This is a genomic window from Acinetobacter sp. GG23 (assembly GCF_057766365.1).
The window spans coordinates 265,520-279,658 of the sequence record NZ_JBYMDJ010000001.1; the positions used below are offsets into that span (position 1 = coordinate 265,520).

Below are 14,139 nucleotides of genomic sequence, written 5' to 3' on the forward strand. Positions count from 1 at the left end.
GGTAATACTTATCTCATTGCTAAATTGCGGTGATTTTTATCTTTTACAAAGTTTTGCTTTCGATATCTAAAGGTTAACCAAACGCTTTATCAATTAAAAGCCTTGAAGCCTAATCAAGTCTATGTTGCTTCTTTATATAAAATCTATTACAACAACTAAAGTTCATATCAAAATAAAACAAGGGCCTTAATGAATCTTTCTGAATATCTACACTATGACGGCCTAGGGTTGGCCAAATTGGTTGCCAAAAAAGAAGTTTCATCTTCAGAATTACTGAATTTAGCACTAGAGCGTGCAACCCATACCAATCCCAAATTAAATGCCATAATTATTCCCATGCATGATTATGCACAGAAACGTACTCAACAAGAATTAACAGGACCTTTTGCGGGTGTGCCTTTTTTAGTCAAAGACTTATTTCAAGAATATGCAGGCTATCCCACTTCCTATGGCTGCAAAGGCTTAAAACGCATCAATCATATTTCTGAGCAAAATTCTGAAATTGTAAACCGTTGGGAAAATTCCGGTATTGTCACCTTTGGACGGACCAACACTCCAGAATTTGGTATTAAAGGCATTACCGAGCCAGATGCCTGGGGAGCTTGTCACAATCCTTGGAATTTAAAACACAATAGTGGCGGATCCTCAGGGGGTTCGGCATCTGCAGTTGCAGCAGGCATTGTTCCGATTGCCGGCGCTGGCGATGGTGGTGGTTCTATTCGTATTCCAGCATCTTACTGTGGCTTATTTGGATTAAAACCGAGCCGTGGCCGTACACCTTGGGGGCCACAACTAAGTGAAGCCATGCATGGAGCAGCCATTCAACACATACTCGCCAAAACAGTACGAGATAGCGCTGCAATGCTCGATGCGACACACGGCGCTGAACATAGCTCTTTGTTTAAAATTGAACATCCTCAAAGTAGCTATTTAGACGCTATTCAACATCCGCCTAAAAAATTAAAAATTGCTTTTAGTACCCACTCCCCGATTGGCACCCACGTTTCTAAAGATGCAATTTCTGCCGTGCACCATACGGCAAAACTATTGGAGTCATTAGGTCATACTGTAGTCGAAGATACGCCACCGATTGATGGTATGGACCTCGCCAAAGATTTTATTACCACCTGGTTCAGTCAATTTTCTTATATCCTGAACCAAATTAAACAACAACATCAGGCAAAAAATAGCGATTTTGAACTGGATTCACTCGCACTTGCTGCATTCGGTGGGCAAACCACGGCAATTGAATATATTCACAACCTGAATAACTGGGGCGTTTACGCCACAAAAATGAATCATTTTTTTGATCGCTATGATTTATATTTAACTCCTGCAACGGCTACTGTCGCCCCTAAAAATGGTGAAATTAAAATCCCCAACTGGCAAAAACCAATTCTGAAAAGTTTATTAAAATTGGGGAAAGCACATCTACTCGCTCAAGGAAAATTAGTTGACCAAATTGTAAAAGAAAATTTAAAATGGGTGCCCTTTACTCAATTGGCCAATATTACCGGTCTTCCTGCAATGTCTGTTCCACTGTACTGGAATCAAGACAACCTACCTTTAGGTTCACAGTTTATCGCACCTTTTGCCCGTGAAGACTTGTTACTGCAACTTGCGGCTCAACTTGAGGAAGCACAACCTTGGTTTAACCGATACAGCCAAATTCAATTATAAAACTAATCGGGCCTTTTAGGCTTGTTGAATCTGTTTCGGTAACCATCGGACAAACAGCAAGCCCACTAGAGTTGAAAGCCCGGCAATCATAAAAACCATCTCGCCAGAGATCAGTTGCCAGTATCTACCTGCCAAGATACTGCCTAGAGCTACACCTAAGCCCCACATGGTGCTATACATCGCCTGCCCACGACCCTGTTGCCCCATGGAGAAGTTTTGAAAAATAATGCGCATGGCAATCATGTGAAATAGGCCAAAACTAAAGGCATGAATGGTTTGGGCTAAAAACTGCGCAATAAATGAATTGGGCAACAAACCAACAACGATCCATCTTGCTCCTGTCAGCACCAAACATAGAATCACCAAACTACGCCAAGAAAATTGAGTTAAAAATATATGGGCAAAAGCAAACATGATAATTTCAGCGACCACGCCAACTGACCATAAAAAACCGATTTCTGTGGTGCTAAAACCGACTTGATGCAAGTAGTTGCTATAAAAACTATAAAATGGCGCATGGGAAAATAACAACACAAATTCAATTGCAAAAAATGCCGCCACTACAGGGCGTTTTAATATGGGTAAGAGCGGTTCTAATTGTATTTGTGAACGCGGCGCTGTACTCGGTTCTTTAATGCTAAAAGACCAAATAAAAGCCAGAAATGCAATACACAGCAACATGACAGGTAACATTGAAATAGGAACAATTTCCAATAAAGCCCCAATCCCAAAAACCCCTATAATAAAGCCAATCGAGCCCCATTTTCTCACTTTGCCATACAGTTGCGTTCGCTTTTCCCCCAGCCAAAATAAAGTCACTCCTTCAAATTGCGCTAAAATTGCATTTTGAAAAAAACTAAAAATTAGCATAAGTAATGCAACAGACTGAAAAGTATTTGGGATCAGGAAAATCATGAACCAAATGCAGGCTTCCATCCACGTTGCAATGCGTACCAACAACATTCTTTTGCCAGACTTGTCAGCAATCCATCCCCAAATAAACGGTGCAAAAAAGCGTGTCACAATGGCTAGGGAAGATAAAAGCCCAATCTCTTGATAGTTAAATCCCTGATCTTCAAGATAAAGACTCCAAAAAGGCATGAAGGTTCCTACTATTGAATAGTAGAAAAAGTAGAATCCTGACAGTTTGTGCTGGATTGACAAGCTTAGCATTTAATTGCATTCCATCATATTTTCAATAGCTTAAATATTTAATAGTTGCACCATATTGCAGGGGTTTACCACTAATTGCACTTCAATAGTCTATAAATCAGTTTACGAAAATTAAAATAAATATTTTTTCATTTTTTTGTAGATTCATATTAAGCAGCCCTAACCTTACTGATTTTAGAATAAAAATTTATAAATGAGCATAAATACATTTTTAGAGGATCTTTACAACAAAATGGAATAGTCAATGTGACTTAGAGCATGAATTAATATTATTGTATATTTTTCTTCCTATAACCCATCGCGCGCTAGAATGTTCTAGACATAAAACTTAATTATCTCAATATGAGTCAAATATACAAGTTTTGAAAATCCTAATTTTTTGCAGGCGGCACAATGGAATCAACACATTTGATGACTGTATTAAGATAGTATTTTAGAAAATAGAGAGCCACTCAGATTAATATGGTAGCACGCGCTATTTTTGATGCATAGTTGGATGAATAGGATTGATCGCTGGGAAGAATGGTCCTTAGAAATATGCAAATTTGCGTACTGGTGCAAGTAGGTGAATGAGTTTGATAAAAATATAGGCCCTAATGGAATTAGAGCCTATTTGTATTTATAGCGTTTATTTTTGCTCTTTAAGCGGATTCTCGGGTTGTTCATTTGGTTTTTTCTGTGGCTCTGAATTTTTATAAGAATCTTGGTTGCCCTTATCATCGTTAGATTCTTTTTGCGGAGTTGATTGTTGGTCTAATTTATTAGTCATGCCTATTTCCTTTTTATCTATGATTAGCAAATAAATATGACATATAGAGTTAAACATCAATAATATTTATGTTGCTCATTTTGTTCCCTGCGCTCTGCAAATACGTATCCACCTCCCAAGTTTCTTATTTAAGTTTTTCAATAAGCAGGCATTTTGGAATATATCAGACCTACTCGAAATTCAACCTATAGCCAAAGCTAGAATGAACGGATGACGTATTCCAGTAGAAATTACTATAGCTAAGGATCAACTTCATGTAAAAACCACTTCCAACATATTCATAAGTATTCATGCCACCACATCAACCAATCGGATAGCTTTCCACATAAAACCTCCTATAATTACTTCTAGTCTCTAAAATAATTATAAACTAAGTTAATTTTCGTCTCCTAATCCTGCTTGGTATGTCTTTGCGATGCGTATGAAGAGATTAATAAATTGAAAGAGTAGGATTGCGTTAGGCTTAAAAAGAACTCAAAAGCAGCTCAGCTTTATAAAAAAGTTTAAAACTTAATTATTTCAAAATTTGTATACAACTTAAAAACTATTATTTTTCAAAAATCTAGGATACATCTCGAGTATCAGTTATGTCTGTTAAGTTTTTATTAATTGATTTAAGATTACTAATACCATCTATTTGATTTTGTGGGAGAATGAAAATATGCCTACAGGTGAAAAATCGGCTTATACAGATAAGCAAAAGCGGAAGGCAAAACATATTTTCGAGAGTGAAAGAGAACGTGGTCTTTCTGAAGAAGAAGCAGAAAGTATTGCTTGGGCTACAGTAAACAAGCAAGATGACGGCGGCAAGAAAAAAAGACATTCCCATTAGTGAATATCAATGTTTTGCACTATCCTAAAGCCCTTTGATTAGGGCTTTGTTCTGTTTGCTTCGTAGGTATTTAGGATCATTTACCGCTTATCGGATAGTAAAATAGAATAAACCATGTAAAACATAGTTTTAATCCTGTATTAACCATACTTTCACTTGCAGATCACAATTTAACAATATTAAAGTCTCCTTCATCCTCTACAATTTTATTTTTACCTTATATGAGGTGGAAAAGCGGATGGCGCTTTATTGCATAAAAAGAGATGGAAAATTTTTAACTTACTGCGATCAATTTAATGACTCACATACATGCGAGATATCAGAATTGCATATTGCAATATTTAGTGAATGGCACTGGACGTCCGATGAAGATCGATCAAAAATTTTTATGAGTCAAAAAGAAGCTGAGCTTTTTATTACAGAGAGTGAAAATGATTTTTTAAAGGGTGCAGAGGTTATTTTATTTAAATTATAATTGCATCAGTGACCAATATGTGACAAGCAATCTTATATAATCAACTCTACTTAGAAAACTTGTTTTATTTTTCAAAATACTTCTTACAACCTTCAAAAAATTCCTCATTAAAATTCATCGATGGATCATCTTTATCATCATCACATTGATCTATGGACTTTAACGTATCCTGTGCATAGCGATAACCATTGTATTGTTCAGTGCCCTCTTTAAAGCCACCAAATTCTTCTGGTTTCATGGTGGATTGAAAATAGATGAAGGCCACAATTCCTATAATTGCTAATACAGCGCTGATGGTTTTGAAAGGTTTTAAGTTCATTATATTTATTTTTTGCCTTTGAATGAAATAATGATAAATAGAAATAAACGGAATTTATGTATGGGAACTTTAAAACAATAAAGACCCTGAATACTTAGATTCAAGCCAAGTAAAGCAAAGTTCTATTTCTGTTGCTTTTGCGGCTGTTCAGGTTGCTGATTTGGCTGATCAGGCTGTGGCTGATTCGATTGTTTCTGCTGGTCAGGTTGTTGATTATATTGGCTTTGCTGCATTGGTTGTTGATTAGCCATTGTTATTTGCATCCTGTAGTTTGAAATACGTCATAAAGATTACGACTTTTTTAATCTACTCCTTAATTCTTTTTATCCAACAGTGTATCTGTTTCAATTTGCTTCCATGTAAGTTTAAATCACTCATATGATTGATTTGCAAAATAATCTTTCCATCCAAGTTCACATTATTTACCAAAAGTATGAGAAATATTATTTTCACTAACAAGGTAATTTTAGGCTCCATTACCTCCCAAAAGTTTTGATCTAATTCAGCACACCCACGTGCTGATACAAATTCAAATCTCCCCTGACGAAGGAGTACGGTTAGTTTCTTAAAAACTGCTACTTAAAATCTTGATATTTCGCAAACGCATTGCAACAGAACTGCAAATCTTTTTAACGTATAGGGGTGCTTTTACAACTCATTATGAGGTCAGAAGAAAAATCCTACCAATATCGAGTATTTAGTAGGTATTTATGAGCTTTTAACTACCGCTGGATAAAAAGCGAATTAATCAGCTTTACCACATTTTCGGCACTTATGCGTGTACCCTTGCTAAGGAATTAAGCATATTTTGTCTACACAAAATTATAGTGAGCGCGCGCTCTATAGCCTGACTTCATCATCATTAGCTAAAATATAGCTCGAGATGAAATAATATAAATTCCAACTAATTTCTATCACTTATTTCCCAGAAATAATGAATCAAACTCATTGGCAAAAAATTCCTTATATCAATTAATCCAAATAAACGATTACATTATCAAAATAATCTACATACTATTTTCAATAGCCCCCTCGAAAATAAACTGGAAATATAATTTTTTTTCATCCTGACATTTACATTTATACAGATCAATCTGCAAACCTGACTTTCCGAATTGACGTTATCAACTCTTTATCACTCAACGCTTCTATTTATCCGTTTGCGTAATATAATTAAAGCCCCGCCAATAACTGCCCTGAATAGGAATGGTTCTAGATTTGTAAGATTCATTATGATTGCTGATTATTTTTGATTTAATGAATATGAATAAAAATAAAGAGACAGCTCATGTGTGCAAATTTTGAAGCCATCAAAAAAAATCGGGCATTCCTCCTGGATCTTGCGGAGCCTCCATTTGAATTTCCTGACGATATTTTTCCTTTATACAACGCGCCAATTTTAATGCATGGTGCTGATCAACTCGAATGGGATCTCGCCAAATTTGGACTCATTCCTTTTTGGGCTAAAGAGTTAAAATTTGGTCGTCATACCTATAACGCCAGAACCGAAAGTGTTGCTGAAAAGCCCAGCTTTCGACATGCTTGGCATAAAAATCAATTCACCTTAGTCCCCGTGGAAACGGTCTTTGAACCCAAATATATAGATGGAAAGCCACATTGGTATGGAATTTCTCGTGAAGATGGATTACCTTTCACTCTTGCAGCGATCTATGAAGATGCGGTTATCAATAATAAACCTGTCAGATCAATGAGCCTGTTAACCATCAATGCAGATCATCATCCCTTTATGAAGCAATTCCATAAGGCTGATGATGAAAAGCGTTCCGTTGTTGTAATACCAGAAGACAAAAGAATGGATTGGCTAAATTGCAACGCTAATGAAGCAAATCAATTTTTCTTAGAAATGAAAAATGAATATGTGGCGGCACCAAAACGTCCTTAAGCAGAAAAATTATAGTAGAACGATATTCTAGATGCATAACATATTTAAAATTCTGTCTTTTTATTCGCACCAGATTATGTTGTTCATTTTATGAATAAAACTAGATTGCGATAGAAGTGTGCTTCTATAAAATTTCGGAATTAGTAAATAATCCCGGTAATTATTTTTTAAAATAAACAGATATTTTTTCAGGAATTTAATAAATTAAAAAACATTTATCCACTCATAATTAAACAATGAAGAAGGTAGTCATCACCTTATTCCACTTTTCTGGATAAAGAAGATTAAAGATAATTAAATACGTTTCAATGTCGACCTGAAGAAATAAAAATGTGGGTCGCAGCTTAAGTTAAAGCTGCCACATAAAGCAAAAGTCGTTTATTTGAAAGGACTTATTTTTAGTTTAAAGCATTATTTCGCTCAAATTTGATCAACGAGAAATCAGTGAATCCTATTACTTAAAGTAATGCTTACAGCCCTGTAAAAAATCAGGATTAAAATTGATTGCTGGATCATGTTTTTCATCATCACACTGATCTACAGAGTTCAGCTGATTATCTTGGGCATAGCGATAACCATTGTATTGTTCAGTGCCCTCTTTAAAACCACCAAACTCTTCAGATTGAGAAAAATACTGAAATATGAAAAATGCAGAGATACCGAGAATGGCTAAAACAGAGCTCATTATTCTAAATTGTTTTGATATCATTTTTGCTTGCCATAACAGCTTGTGCATAAGAAATACAAATATATATGATTTCCTTAAACTTTTCCTTAATATTTCATCATGATTAAATTTATTTAAAATAGTTTATTTTATTGAATACAAGACTTAATTTTTATTTCTTATTAATTAAATTATATTTAAATTCTATATTTTTTTTATAACAGCTTAAAGCGATGTAAATCAAATATCTATTTAAAATGATCCTTACACACCCATACTTCTCCATCTATCCGAACACGATCAGATCCAATTAATTCTAATTTTTTACCATAATAATTGGTAAGATTTATGAAATTTCCATTTTTATCATAATTAGCCCAAACCCCTCGCTGAATATCAGGACTGTCTAATTTATAAAATGTAACTAATTTCTGCGGATATGTTGTTGTCATGTTCATTTTACATAACCCTGTTAATCTGTTAGATCAGGAAGATCTTCTTCTATAAAAAAAACCTCCCCGGTGGAATTTAAAATCCATTGATAAGTCCCCATAATTCTGGTTAATTTTTCTTGAGATGAGTCATAGACATTCATCAAATTATGATCGTCATCGTACTCTGCCATATAAATGAGCTTGGGTGAAACTTTAAAATCCTCATTCATTTTATATACTTTCACGGGTTTAATATGCATACTTTACTCCTTTTGTCCTGTTAAAAGGGGCCTGAACCCCTTTCAATATAATAGTGACATAATGAGCCGATTCTTATTTTTCACCCTGTGTTGGCTTTTCAGGCGATCTTTTCTCATTATTCCTATGGTCATGCTCTGGTAGGTGATGAGGTTGTTTTATAGGTTGATTTCGTTGAGTAGACTCAGTTTGATTTTGAGGTTTCGATTTAGGCATAATAGTATTCCTGTTGTCTATTTTACTTAATGAAAATATCAGCTCAATTATTAATCATAATATCAGCATATACTCAAGTTAACTTAATAAAAACAGCAATGATGTATCAAAATATAATATTAAAATAAAAGTATATTTATGAAGTTAAATATTATTCCAAAACAAAATGTTAATTAAAAATTTTATATATAAAAATTAGTTACTCATATACCAATTATTTTTAGATACATAAACTATTTACAATCCCCATTCAAAAAAATAAATATATAAATCAGGCTTTAAAATAAAAAACAATATCACTAAACAAATTCTATATATTCAATACGGTATTTATTAAAAAGCTTATTAATTGAATTAAAAAACGTGAATGATGAAATTAGAGGAATTAATTAGCGAAGATGGTATTGTGAATGGAGCGAATGGCAAAATTAGAATGAGTTTCCACCCCAAAGAATTAAGCTGAATTCCTTTTAACCAAGGTGATTATGGGATTTTAAAAATTTATGCGCATTACTCACGGGATTAGTCGGTGAACCTGACCTAAAGTACTTATGGGCTATCGCGATGTGAGCTTAGTTAAAGCGACTAACCAAGAATATTTAAATTATGTAAAAGCTTAGACAATGATCTATTTGAATTCATTCATACTGTATGTCGTAAAAGGGTGTATTTAACTAAGTTGATAAAATTCAAATTAATAAAAAAGCACCCTAAGGTGCTTTTTATACAACATTTTTTGACTAATTCAACATTTGCCCAAAAGCATAAATAACAAGCATTAGCATAAGAGCTGATGAGGAAGTTAATAATAATTCTAGTGTGCTCATCATCTACCACCCCCCTATATAAAGTGGATTACTTTTTATACCTCTATTATACTCACCAATAAATGACAAAAAGTGACATAAAGCGCTCACAAAACTACAAAAATGTAAAAATTAATTTCTTTACATCTATTTCTATATAAATATAAAATCCCAAATTTTTTAATCCGTAACGCACATTCAAGCATTGTACATATCAAATCATATTTTTTATTATATAAATGAGTCATTAAAAGAGAATTTTCATTGATACAAAACCACACCTGTAAATAGATGATCAGATAGCAAAAAAACCGCCTTTTAGGCGGTTTTAATTTAGATCAGTGATTATTTATATGTTTAATTCACACGTGAGGTGAATCGGAACATTTCATTAACACCTGTATAGAAGCTACGACCATCAAGATTTAAATCGATTTCAACACCAGATTGAAGTAAAACTTTCTTTCCAACTTCAACCCATTTAAACCCATCGCGAGTACTTTGCATTTTTTTTGAAGGAACCAGCGATACAATAATTTCACTACCATTTACAGATTTTGCTACTAAATTTTCAATTATATTCAACATTTACACCAATTTTTTCAACATATACAGAAACGCCACCATTGGCATTTCAAAATAACAACCTTAATTTTGATAACTCAGATTAAATAAGACTTATATCAATTTAAAAAAAGAACACTTTCATGTCATTTTTATTGTTGATGCAATTATAACAGAAATACTGATTTAAATACTAAATTTTATCGATCAAACCAATAGTAATTGCATCAAAATATTTCAAAAAGTGAAGACATCCCTTCATTTATAGCTTTTAAAATTTACTGGTGTTGCGCAATGAAGTAGTCTGCAATCAAGCGCGCTGCCCATGATTTCGTGTGATTTAAACCCTCATAAAAACCACAATGGCTACCCTTTTTCGTGGTAACCACCATAATATTTGACATCTGTTGGATAGCTTCTTTAAAGGGATCAAAATTTTGGATATGGCACACTGGATCATCCTCTGCATTTAAAATCATGAGTGGGATGCTGACATTTCCAAATACCAAAATCGGATTAGTTGCCTGATTATAGTCCTCAAAACTGCTATAGCCTGCCAGTTCAAAACATTGATACTGAAATTCTAACAGGCTTGTACTAGCCAAGACCTGCGACAGAGATGCCGTTTTTTCCCACGTCGCCGTATAGGGGTAAATAAAAGACTTAAAAAGCTTTTTGGTCATCACCTTGCTGTAGAAAGGATGGACATTTTTAAAGCCATGTTCAGTGTCATAGCCTGGACAAAGCGCAAAAGCGGCTTTAAATGGAGTTTGCTCTCCTTCTTCTCCCAAATAGCGCACCAACAATCCAGTACCCGCAGATGAACCTACGGCATATAAAGGAGAAGCTGGAAATTTTGTTTGAATATGTAGAATCTGTTCACGCAAATCATCCGTTGAACCAAATATAGAAATCTTCGGTATCGGCATAGGTAAGTTGGCATGACCACGGCGCAAACACAATGCTACACGCCAACCTGTATGTTGATGTAAGTCACGCACTAGTTCTGACATACTTTCAGGTGTACCAGTCAGCGTATGCATTAATATAATAGTCGGGGTATCTACCGGGAGATCCAGCCCATACCAGGCAATACCTGTGACACCACCATCCGACATCTTTAACTGTTCAATGGCATCATATTTAAGCTGAATGGTTTTCTTTTTAATCAAGTCAAAATACATCAAATGCAAATGCGTATTTGACAACCACGGCGTTGGACGATATTTCTGTTTCAGTTGAGGCAAAACATCAATCATTTGCCGTGCTTCACCTTGTGGATTGAAATACAGCGTAGGAAATTCTGCACCGGTCATCTGATCTACAATTTCTTGTGCCAAAACACTAATTTTTTTGACTAAAAATCTCATATTGGTTCCACCTTAATCATGATGCAACTCAAAATACTTCGTACATGTCAGTCCATTAACTGTTTGTCTATTTACTATACTCTTTATGCTTTTGGCATAAAAGCAGCCATGCGTTGTCCCATCTGTGCCGCCAATGCTTCCAAACCACTCTTAGAACGTAGCATCACCTCAAAATCAACAATTTGACCGTGTTCATTGAAAAGAATCATATCAATGCCTTTGAGTTTCTTTTCACCGACGTTGGCTGAAAACTCCAGTACCGCGCTTAATCCATCTTCTGTATAGAATTCACGGTGATAAGTAAAGTTTTCAAAGATCTGAATGACATTGGTCAAGATAAAAAATACCACTTGCTTACCCGGATAAGGGTTAAATGCCACTGGGGAGCGGAAAACCACATCTTCAGCAAGCAGATCATTCAAGATAGACATATCACGTGTTTCAAGCATTTCATGCCAGCGTTGAAGTGATGCTTGAGTATTTGTTAAAGCCATTTTATTTCCTCTCTTTCTATCCATTGTTTCATTCTATTTATCCCCTCACCTCAACCCTCTCCTTTTAAGAGATAAGAATTTTCAAAATATATTTTGAGTTCTTTAGGGAAAGGGCTATTTCTTGTTAAATCACTGCCGCCAAATCAGCACCCTGACGAATCGCACGTTTTGCATCCAATTCACCGGCTTCTTTGGCACCACCAATCAAATGTACATTTTTACCATCTGCTTTAAGCTGATCAAACATGGCAGTAAACGGTTCCTGACCAGCACAGATCACCACGTTATCAACTTCTAATACTGTTGGCTGACCATTGACCAAAACATGTAAACCTTGATCATCAATCTTTTCATAGTTTACGCCTGCAATCATTTTTACTTCACGGTGTTTTAAACCTGTACGGTGAATCCAGCCTGTGGTTTTACCCAAGCCTGCACCTACGGAATTGGTTTTACGCTGCAATAAGTAAATTTCACGATTGGATTGTTCTAATTGAGCTGCTTTCAAACCACCGACATTTTCATAAGTGGTATCAATTCCCCATTCATTATAAAATTTTTCCGGATTCAGACTTGCACTATCACCTTCATGAGTTAAATATTCAGCTGTATCGAAGCCAATGCCGCCTGCACCAATAATGGCGACACGTTGTCCAACTGGCTTACGTTCTTTTAATACTTCCAGATAAGTTAGGACTTTTGGATGATCAATACCCTCAATCTCTAAATGGCGTGGAGTTACACCTGTTGCGACTACGATTTCATCAAACTCTGATTCAGTCAGTTCGTTATAAGTCGCTTGATGATTTAGACGTAACTTAATATTAGGAAGTAATTCAATTCTACGTTTAAAATAACGTAGTGTTTCATAGAATTCTTCTTTGCCCGGAATGGTTTTGGCAATATTAAACTGACCACCAATCTGATTGGCCGCTTCGAAAATAGTGACCTGATGTCCACGTTCTGCCGCATAGGTAGCAAAACTTAAACCAGCCGGACCCGCACCAATTACTGCAATATTTTTTGCAACGGCGGTTTCTTTAAAGATTAATTCTGTTTCATAACATGCGCGTGGATTGACCAGACAAGTTGCAATTTTCATCGAGAAAATATGATCTAAACAAGCCTGATTACAGCCAATACAGGTATTAATTTCATCACTACGACCTTGTTCCGCTTTTTGCACAAAAAATGCATCAGCAAGCATTGGACGCGCCATAGAAATCATATCGGCATGCCCTGAAGCCAAAACATGCTCTGCCATTTCTGGGGTATTAATACGGTTTGAAGTAATCAGTGGAAGCTTGACCAGACCTTTCAGTTTTTCTGTCACCCAGGTAAATGCTGCACGCGGCACTTTGGTGGCAATAGTAGGAATACGTGCTTCATGCCAGCCAATACCGGTATTGATAATGGTCGCACCCGCTTTTTCAATTTCTTTCGCCAGTTGTACCACTTCATCAAAAGTTGAACCGCCCTCAACCAGATCCAGCATGGATAAACGATAAATAATAATAAAGTTTTCACCGACTGCTTCACGGGTACGCTTTACAATTTCAATTGGGAAACGAATACGCTTTTCATAGCTCCCCCCCCATTCATCATCACGATGGTTGGTCCGTGCAGCAATAAACTCATTAATCAAATAACCTTCAGAACCCATGATTTCTACACCATCGTAGCCCGCATATTGTGCCCATTTGGCACAGTGAGCAAAATCTGCAATGGTCTGGTTTACTTCAGCGGTAGTTAAAGCATGCGGTTTACTTGGATTAATCGGTGCTTGAATAGCGGATGGCGCAACTAAATCGGGCTGATAAGAATAACGTCCGGTATGTAAAATTTGCATGGCAATTTTGCCACCTGCATCATGCACCGCTTTAGTAATCACTTGATGCTTTTCAGCTTCTTCACGACTGTCTAATTTAGCTCCACCAGCAAAGGTCAGACCTGCGTCATTCGGTGAAATACCCCCAGTCACAATCAGTCCTACACCGCCTTGAGCACGTTCAGCATAAAATGCGGCCATACGGTCATAACCACCGGGTGCTTCTTCCAAGCCTACGTGCATAGATCCCATCAAGACACGGTTTTTTAATGTGGTAAAGCCTAAATCTAAAGGTGCTAACAAATGAGGGTAATTAGACATATGATCTCCTTGGCGTGCTATTTGAGCTAG

15 protein-coding genes are annotated in these 14,139 nt (G+C 35.8%); 4 read left to right on the forward strand and 11 right to left on the reverse strand.

The genetic code is table 11. The annotated features are described in order from the left end of the window. Positions 1 to 189 precede the first annotated feature (189 nt). Positions 190 to 1,680 (forward strand): amidase, encoded by a 1,491-nt coding sequence (locus tag AC3CAU_RS01250; protein WP_447053119.1) that lies wholly within the window; start codon positions 190 to 192, stop codon positions 1,678 to 1,680. A gap of 15 nt (positions 1,681 to 1,695) precedes the next feature. Here AC3CAU_RS01250 and AC3CAU_RS01255 read toward each other — a convergent pair whose 3' ends face one another. Then, positions 1,696 to 2,853 carry an MFS transporter gene (locus AC3CAU_RS01255; RefSeq protein ID WP_131218201.1) on the reverse strand — a complete coding sequence of 386 codons (1,158 nt, stop codon included), beginning with the start codon at positions 2,851 to 2,853 and terminating at the stop codon, positions 1,696 to 1,698. Between the two features lie 628 nt (positions 2,854 to 3,481). After that, the gene (locus AC3CAU_RS01260) at positions 3,482 to 3,622 is read right to left on the reverse strand and encodes a hypothetical protein (RefSeq protein WP_165494064.1); all 141 of its coding nucleotides are present in this window, start codon (positions 3,620 to 3,622) and stop codon (positions 3,482 to 3,484) included. A 661-nt stretch (positions 3,623 to 4,283) separates the two neighbouring features. Between AC3CAU_RS01260 and AC3CAU_RS01265 the strand changes: the two genes are divergently transcribed. Then, positions 4,284 to 4,454: a hypothetical protein gene (locus tag AC3CAU_RS01265; RefSeq protein WP_165494065.1), complete on the forward strand. Its 171-nt coding sequence runs from the start codon at positions 4,284 to 4,286 to the stop codon at positions 4,452 to 4,454. 238 nt (positions 4,455 to 4,692) lie between these two features. Next, positions 4,693 to 4,929 (forward strand): hypothetical protein, encoded by a 237-nt coding sequence (locus tag AC3CAU_RS01270; RefSeq protein ID WP_131218203.1) that lies wholly within the window; start codon positions 4,693 to 4,695, stop codon positions 4,927 to 4,929. Positions 4,930 to 4,993: 64 nt separating this feature from the next. Here AC3CAU_RS01270 and AC3CAU_RS01275 read toward each other — a convergent pair whose 3' ends face one another. Both AC3CAU_RS01275 and AC3CAU_RS01280 read right to left on the reverse strand, forming a co-directional pair. Further along, entirely contained in the window at positions 4,994 to 5,248 is a 255-nt protein-coding gene (locus AC3CAU_RS01275) for a hypothetical protein (RefSeq protein WP_131218205.1), read from the reverse strand. 122 nt (positions 5,249 to 5,370) lie between these two features. Beyond that, on the reverse strand, positions 5,371 to 5,499 hold the full coding sequence (locus tag AC3CAU_RS01280) for a hypothetical protein (RefSeq protein ID WP_447053120.1): 129 nt from the start codon (positions 5,497 to 5,499) through the stop codon (positions 5,371 to 5,373). Positions 5,500 to 6,536: 1,037 nt separating this feature from the next. Here AC3CAU_RS01280 and AC3CAU_RS01285 point away from each other — a divergent pair. Continuing rightward, complete coding sequence (locus tag AC3CAU_RS01285) at positions 6,537 to 7,151, forward strand: SOS response-associated peptidase (RefSeq protein ID WP_447053121.1); 615 nt, start codon at positions 6,537 to 6,539, stop codon at positions 7,149 to 7,151. 454 nt (positions 7,152 to 7,605) lie between these two features. On the opposite strand, the gene AC3CAU_RS01290 is transcribed toward AC3CAU_RS01285, so the two are convergent. The 7 genes from AC3CAU_RS01290 to AC3CAU_RS01320 all read right to left on the reverse strand — a co-directional run bounded on the left by AC3CAU_RS01290 (position 7,606) and on the right by AC3CAU_RS01320 (position 14,109). Beyond that, entirely contained in the window at positions 7,606 to 7,836 is a 231-nt protein-coding gene (locus AC3CAU_RS01290; RefSeq protein ID WP_447053122.1) for a hypothetical protein, read from the reverse strand. A gap of 230 nt (positions 7,837 to 8,066) precedes the next feature. After that, positions 8,067 to 8,276, reverse strand: a complete 210-nt coding sequence (locus AC3CAU_RS01295) for a hypothetical protein (protein ID WP_250697880.1) — start codon at positions 8,274 to 8,276, stop codon at positions 8,067 to 8,069. A 14-nt stretch (positions 8,277 to 8,290) separates the two neighbouring features. Beyond that, positions 8,291 to 8,512: a hypothetical protein gene (locus tag AC3CAU_RS01300; RefSeq protein WP_447053123.1), complete on the reverse strand. Its 222-nt coding sequence runs from the start codon at positions 8,510 to 8,512 to the stop codon at positions 8,291 to 8,293. A 1,377-nt stretch (positions 8,513 to 9,889) separates the two neighbouring features. Further along, a complete protein-coding gene (locus tag AC3CAU_RS01305) occupies positions 9,890 to 10,120 on the reverse strand; it encodes a hypothetical protein (RefSeq protein WP_131218448.1) in 231 nt (76 codons plus the stop codon). A 254-nt stretch (positions 10,121 to 10,374) separates the two neighbouring features. Next, on the reverse strand, positions 10,375 to 11,466 hold the full coding sequence (locus AC3CAU_RS01310; RefSeq protein ID WP_447053124.1) for a YheT family hydrolase: 1,092 nt from the start codon (positions 11,464 to 11,466) through the stop codon (positions 10,375 to 10,377). 83 nt (positions 11,467 to 11,549) lie between these two features. Beyond that, a complete protein-coding gene (locus tag AC3CAU_RS01315; protein ID WP_447053125.1) occupies positions 11,550 to 11,960 on the reverse strand; it encodes a nuclear transport factor 2 family protein in 411 nt (136 codons plus the stop codon). A 124-nt stretch (positions 11,961 to 12,084) separates the two neighbouring features. Continuing rightward, positions 12,085 to 14,109, reverse strand: a complete 2,025-nt coding sequence (locus AC3CAU_RS01320; protein WP_447053126.1) for an FAD-dependent oxidoreductase — start codon at positions 14,107 to 14,109, stop codon at positions 12,085 to 12,087. Between the last annotated feature and the right edge of the window lie 30 nt (positions 14,110 to 14,139).

Bases quoted from the DNA above. Each gene is read 5' to 3' on its own strand.
- AC3CAU_RS01250 (WP_447053119.1), top strand. From the start codon at position 190: ATGAATCTTTCTGAATATCTACACTATGACGGCCTAGGGTTGGCCAAA.
- AC3CAU_RS01255 (WP_131218201.1), bottom strand. From the start codon at position 2,853: ATGCTAAGCTTGTCAATCCAGCACAAACTGTCAGGATTCTACTTTTTC.
- AC3CAU_RS01260 (WP_165494064.1), bottom strand. From the start codon at position 3,622: ATGACTAATAAATTAGACCAACAATCAACTCCGCAAAAAGAATCTAAC.
- AC3CAU_RS01265 (WP_165494065.1), top strand. From the start codon at position 4,284: ATGCCTACAGGTGAAAAATCGGCTTATACAGATAAGCAAAAGCGGAAG.
- AC3CAU_RS01270 (WP_131218203.1), top strand. From the start codon at position 4,693: ATGGCGCTTTATTGCATAAAAAGAGATGGAAAATTTTTAACTTACTGC.
- AC3CAU_RS01275 (WP_131218205.1), bottom strand. From the start codon at position 5,248: ATGAACTTAAAACCTTTCAAAACCATCAGCGCTGTATTAGCAATTATA.
- AC3CAU_RS01280 (WP_447053120.1), bottom strand. From the start codon at position 5,499: ATGGCTAATCAACAACCAATGCAGCAAAGCCAATATAATCAACAACCT.
- AC3CAU_RS01285 (WP_447053121.1), top strand. From the start codon at position 6,537: ATGTGTGCAAATTTTGAAGCCATCAAAAAAAATCGGGCATTCCTCCTG.
- AC3CAU_RS01290 (WP_447053122.1), bottom strand. From the start codon at position 7,836: ATGAGCTCTGTTTTAGCCATTCTCGGTATCTCTGCATTTTTCATATTT.
- AC3CAU_RS01295 (WP_250697880.1), bottom strand. From the start codon at position 8,276: ATGAACATGACAACAACATATCCGCAGAAATTAGTTACATTTTATAAA.
- AC3CAU_RS01300 (WP_447053123.1), bottom strand. From the start codon at position 8,512: ATGCATATTAAACCCGTGAAAGTATATAAAATGAATGAGGATTTTAAA.
- AC3CAU_RS01305 (WP_131218448.1), bottom strand. From the start codon at position 10,120: ATGTTGAATATAATTGAAAATTTAGTAGCAAAATCTGTAAATGGTAGT.
- AC3CAU_RS01310 (WP_447053124.1), bottom strand. From the start codon at position 11,466: ATGAGATTTTTAGTCAAAAAAATTAGTGTTTTGGCACAAGAAATTGTA.
- AC3CAU_RS01315 (WP_447053125.1), bottom strand. From the start codon at position 11,960: ATGGCTTTAACAAATACTCAAGCATCACTTCAACGCTGGCATGAAATG.
- AC3CAU_RS01320 (WP_447053126.1), bottom strand. From the start codon at position 14,109: ATGTCTAATTACCCTCATTTGTTAGCACCTTTAGATTTAGGCTTTACC.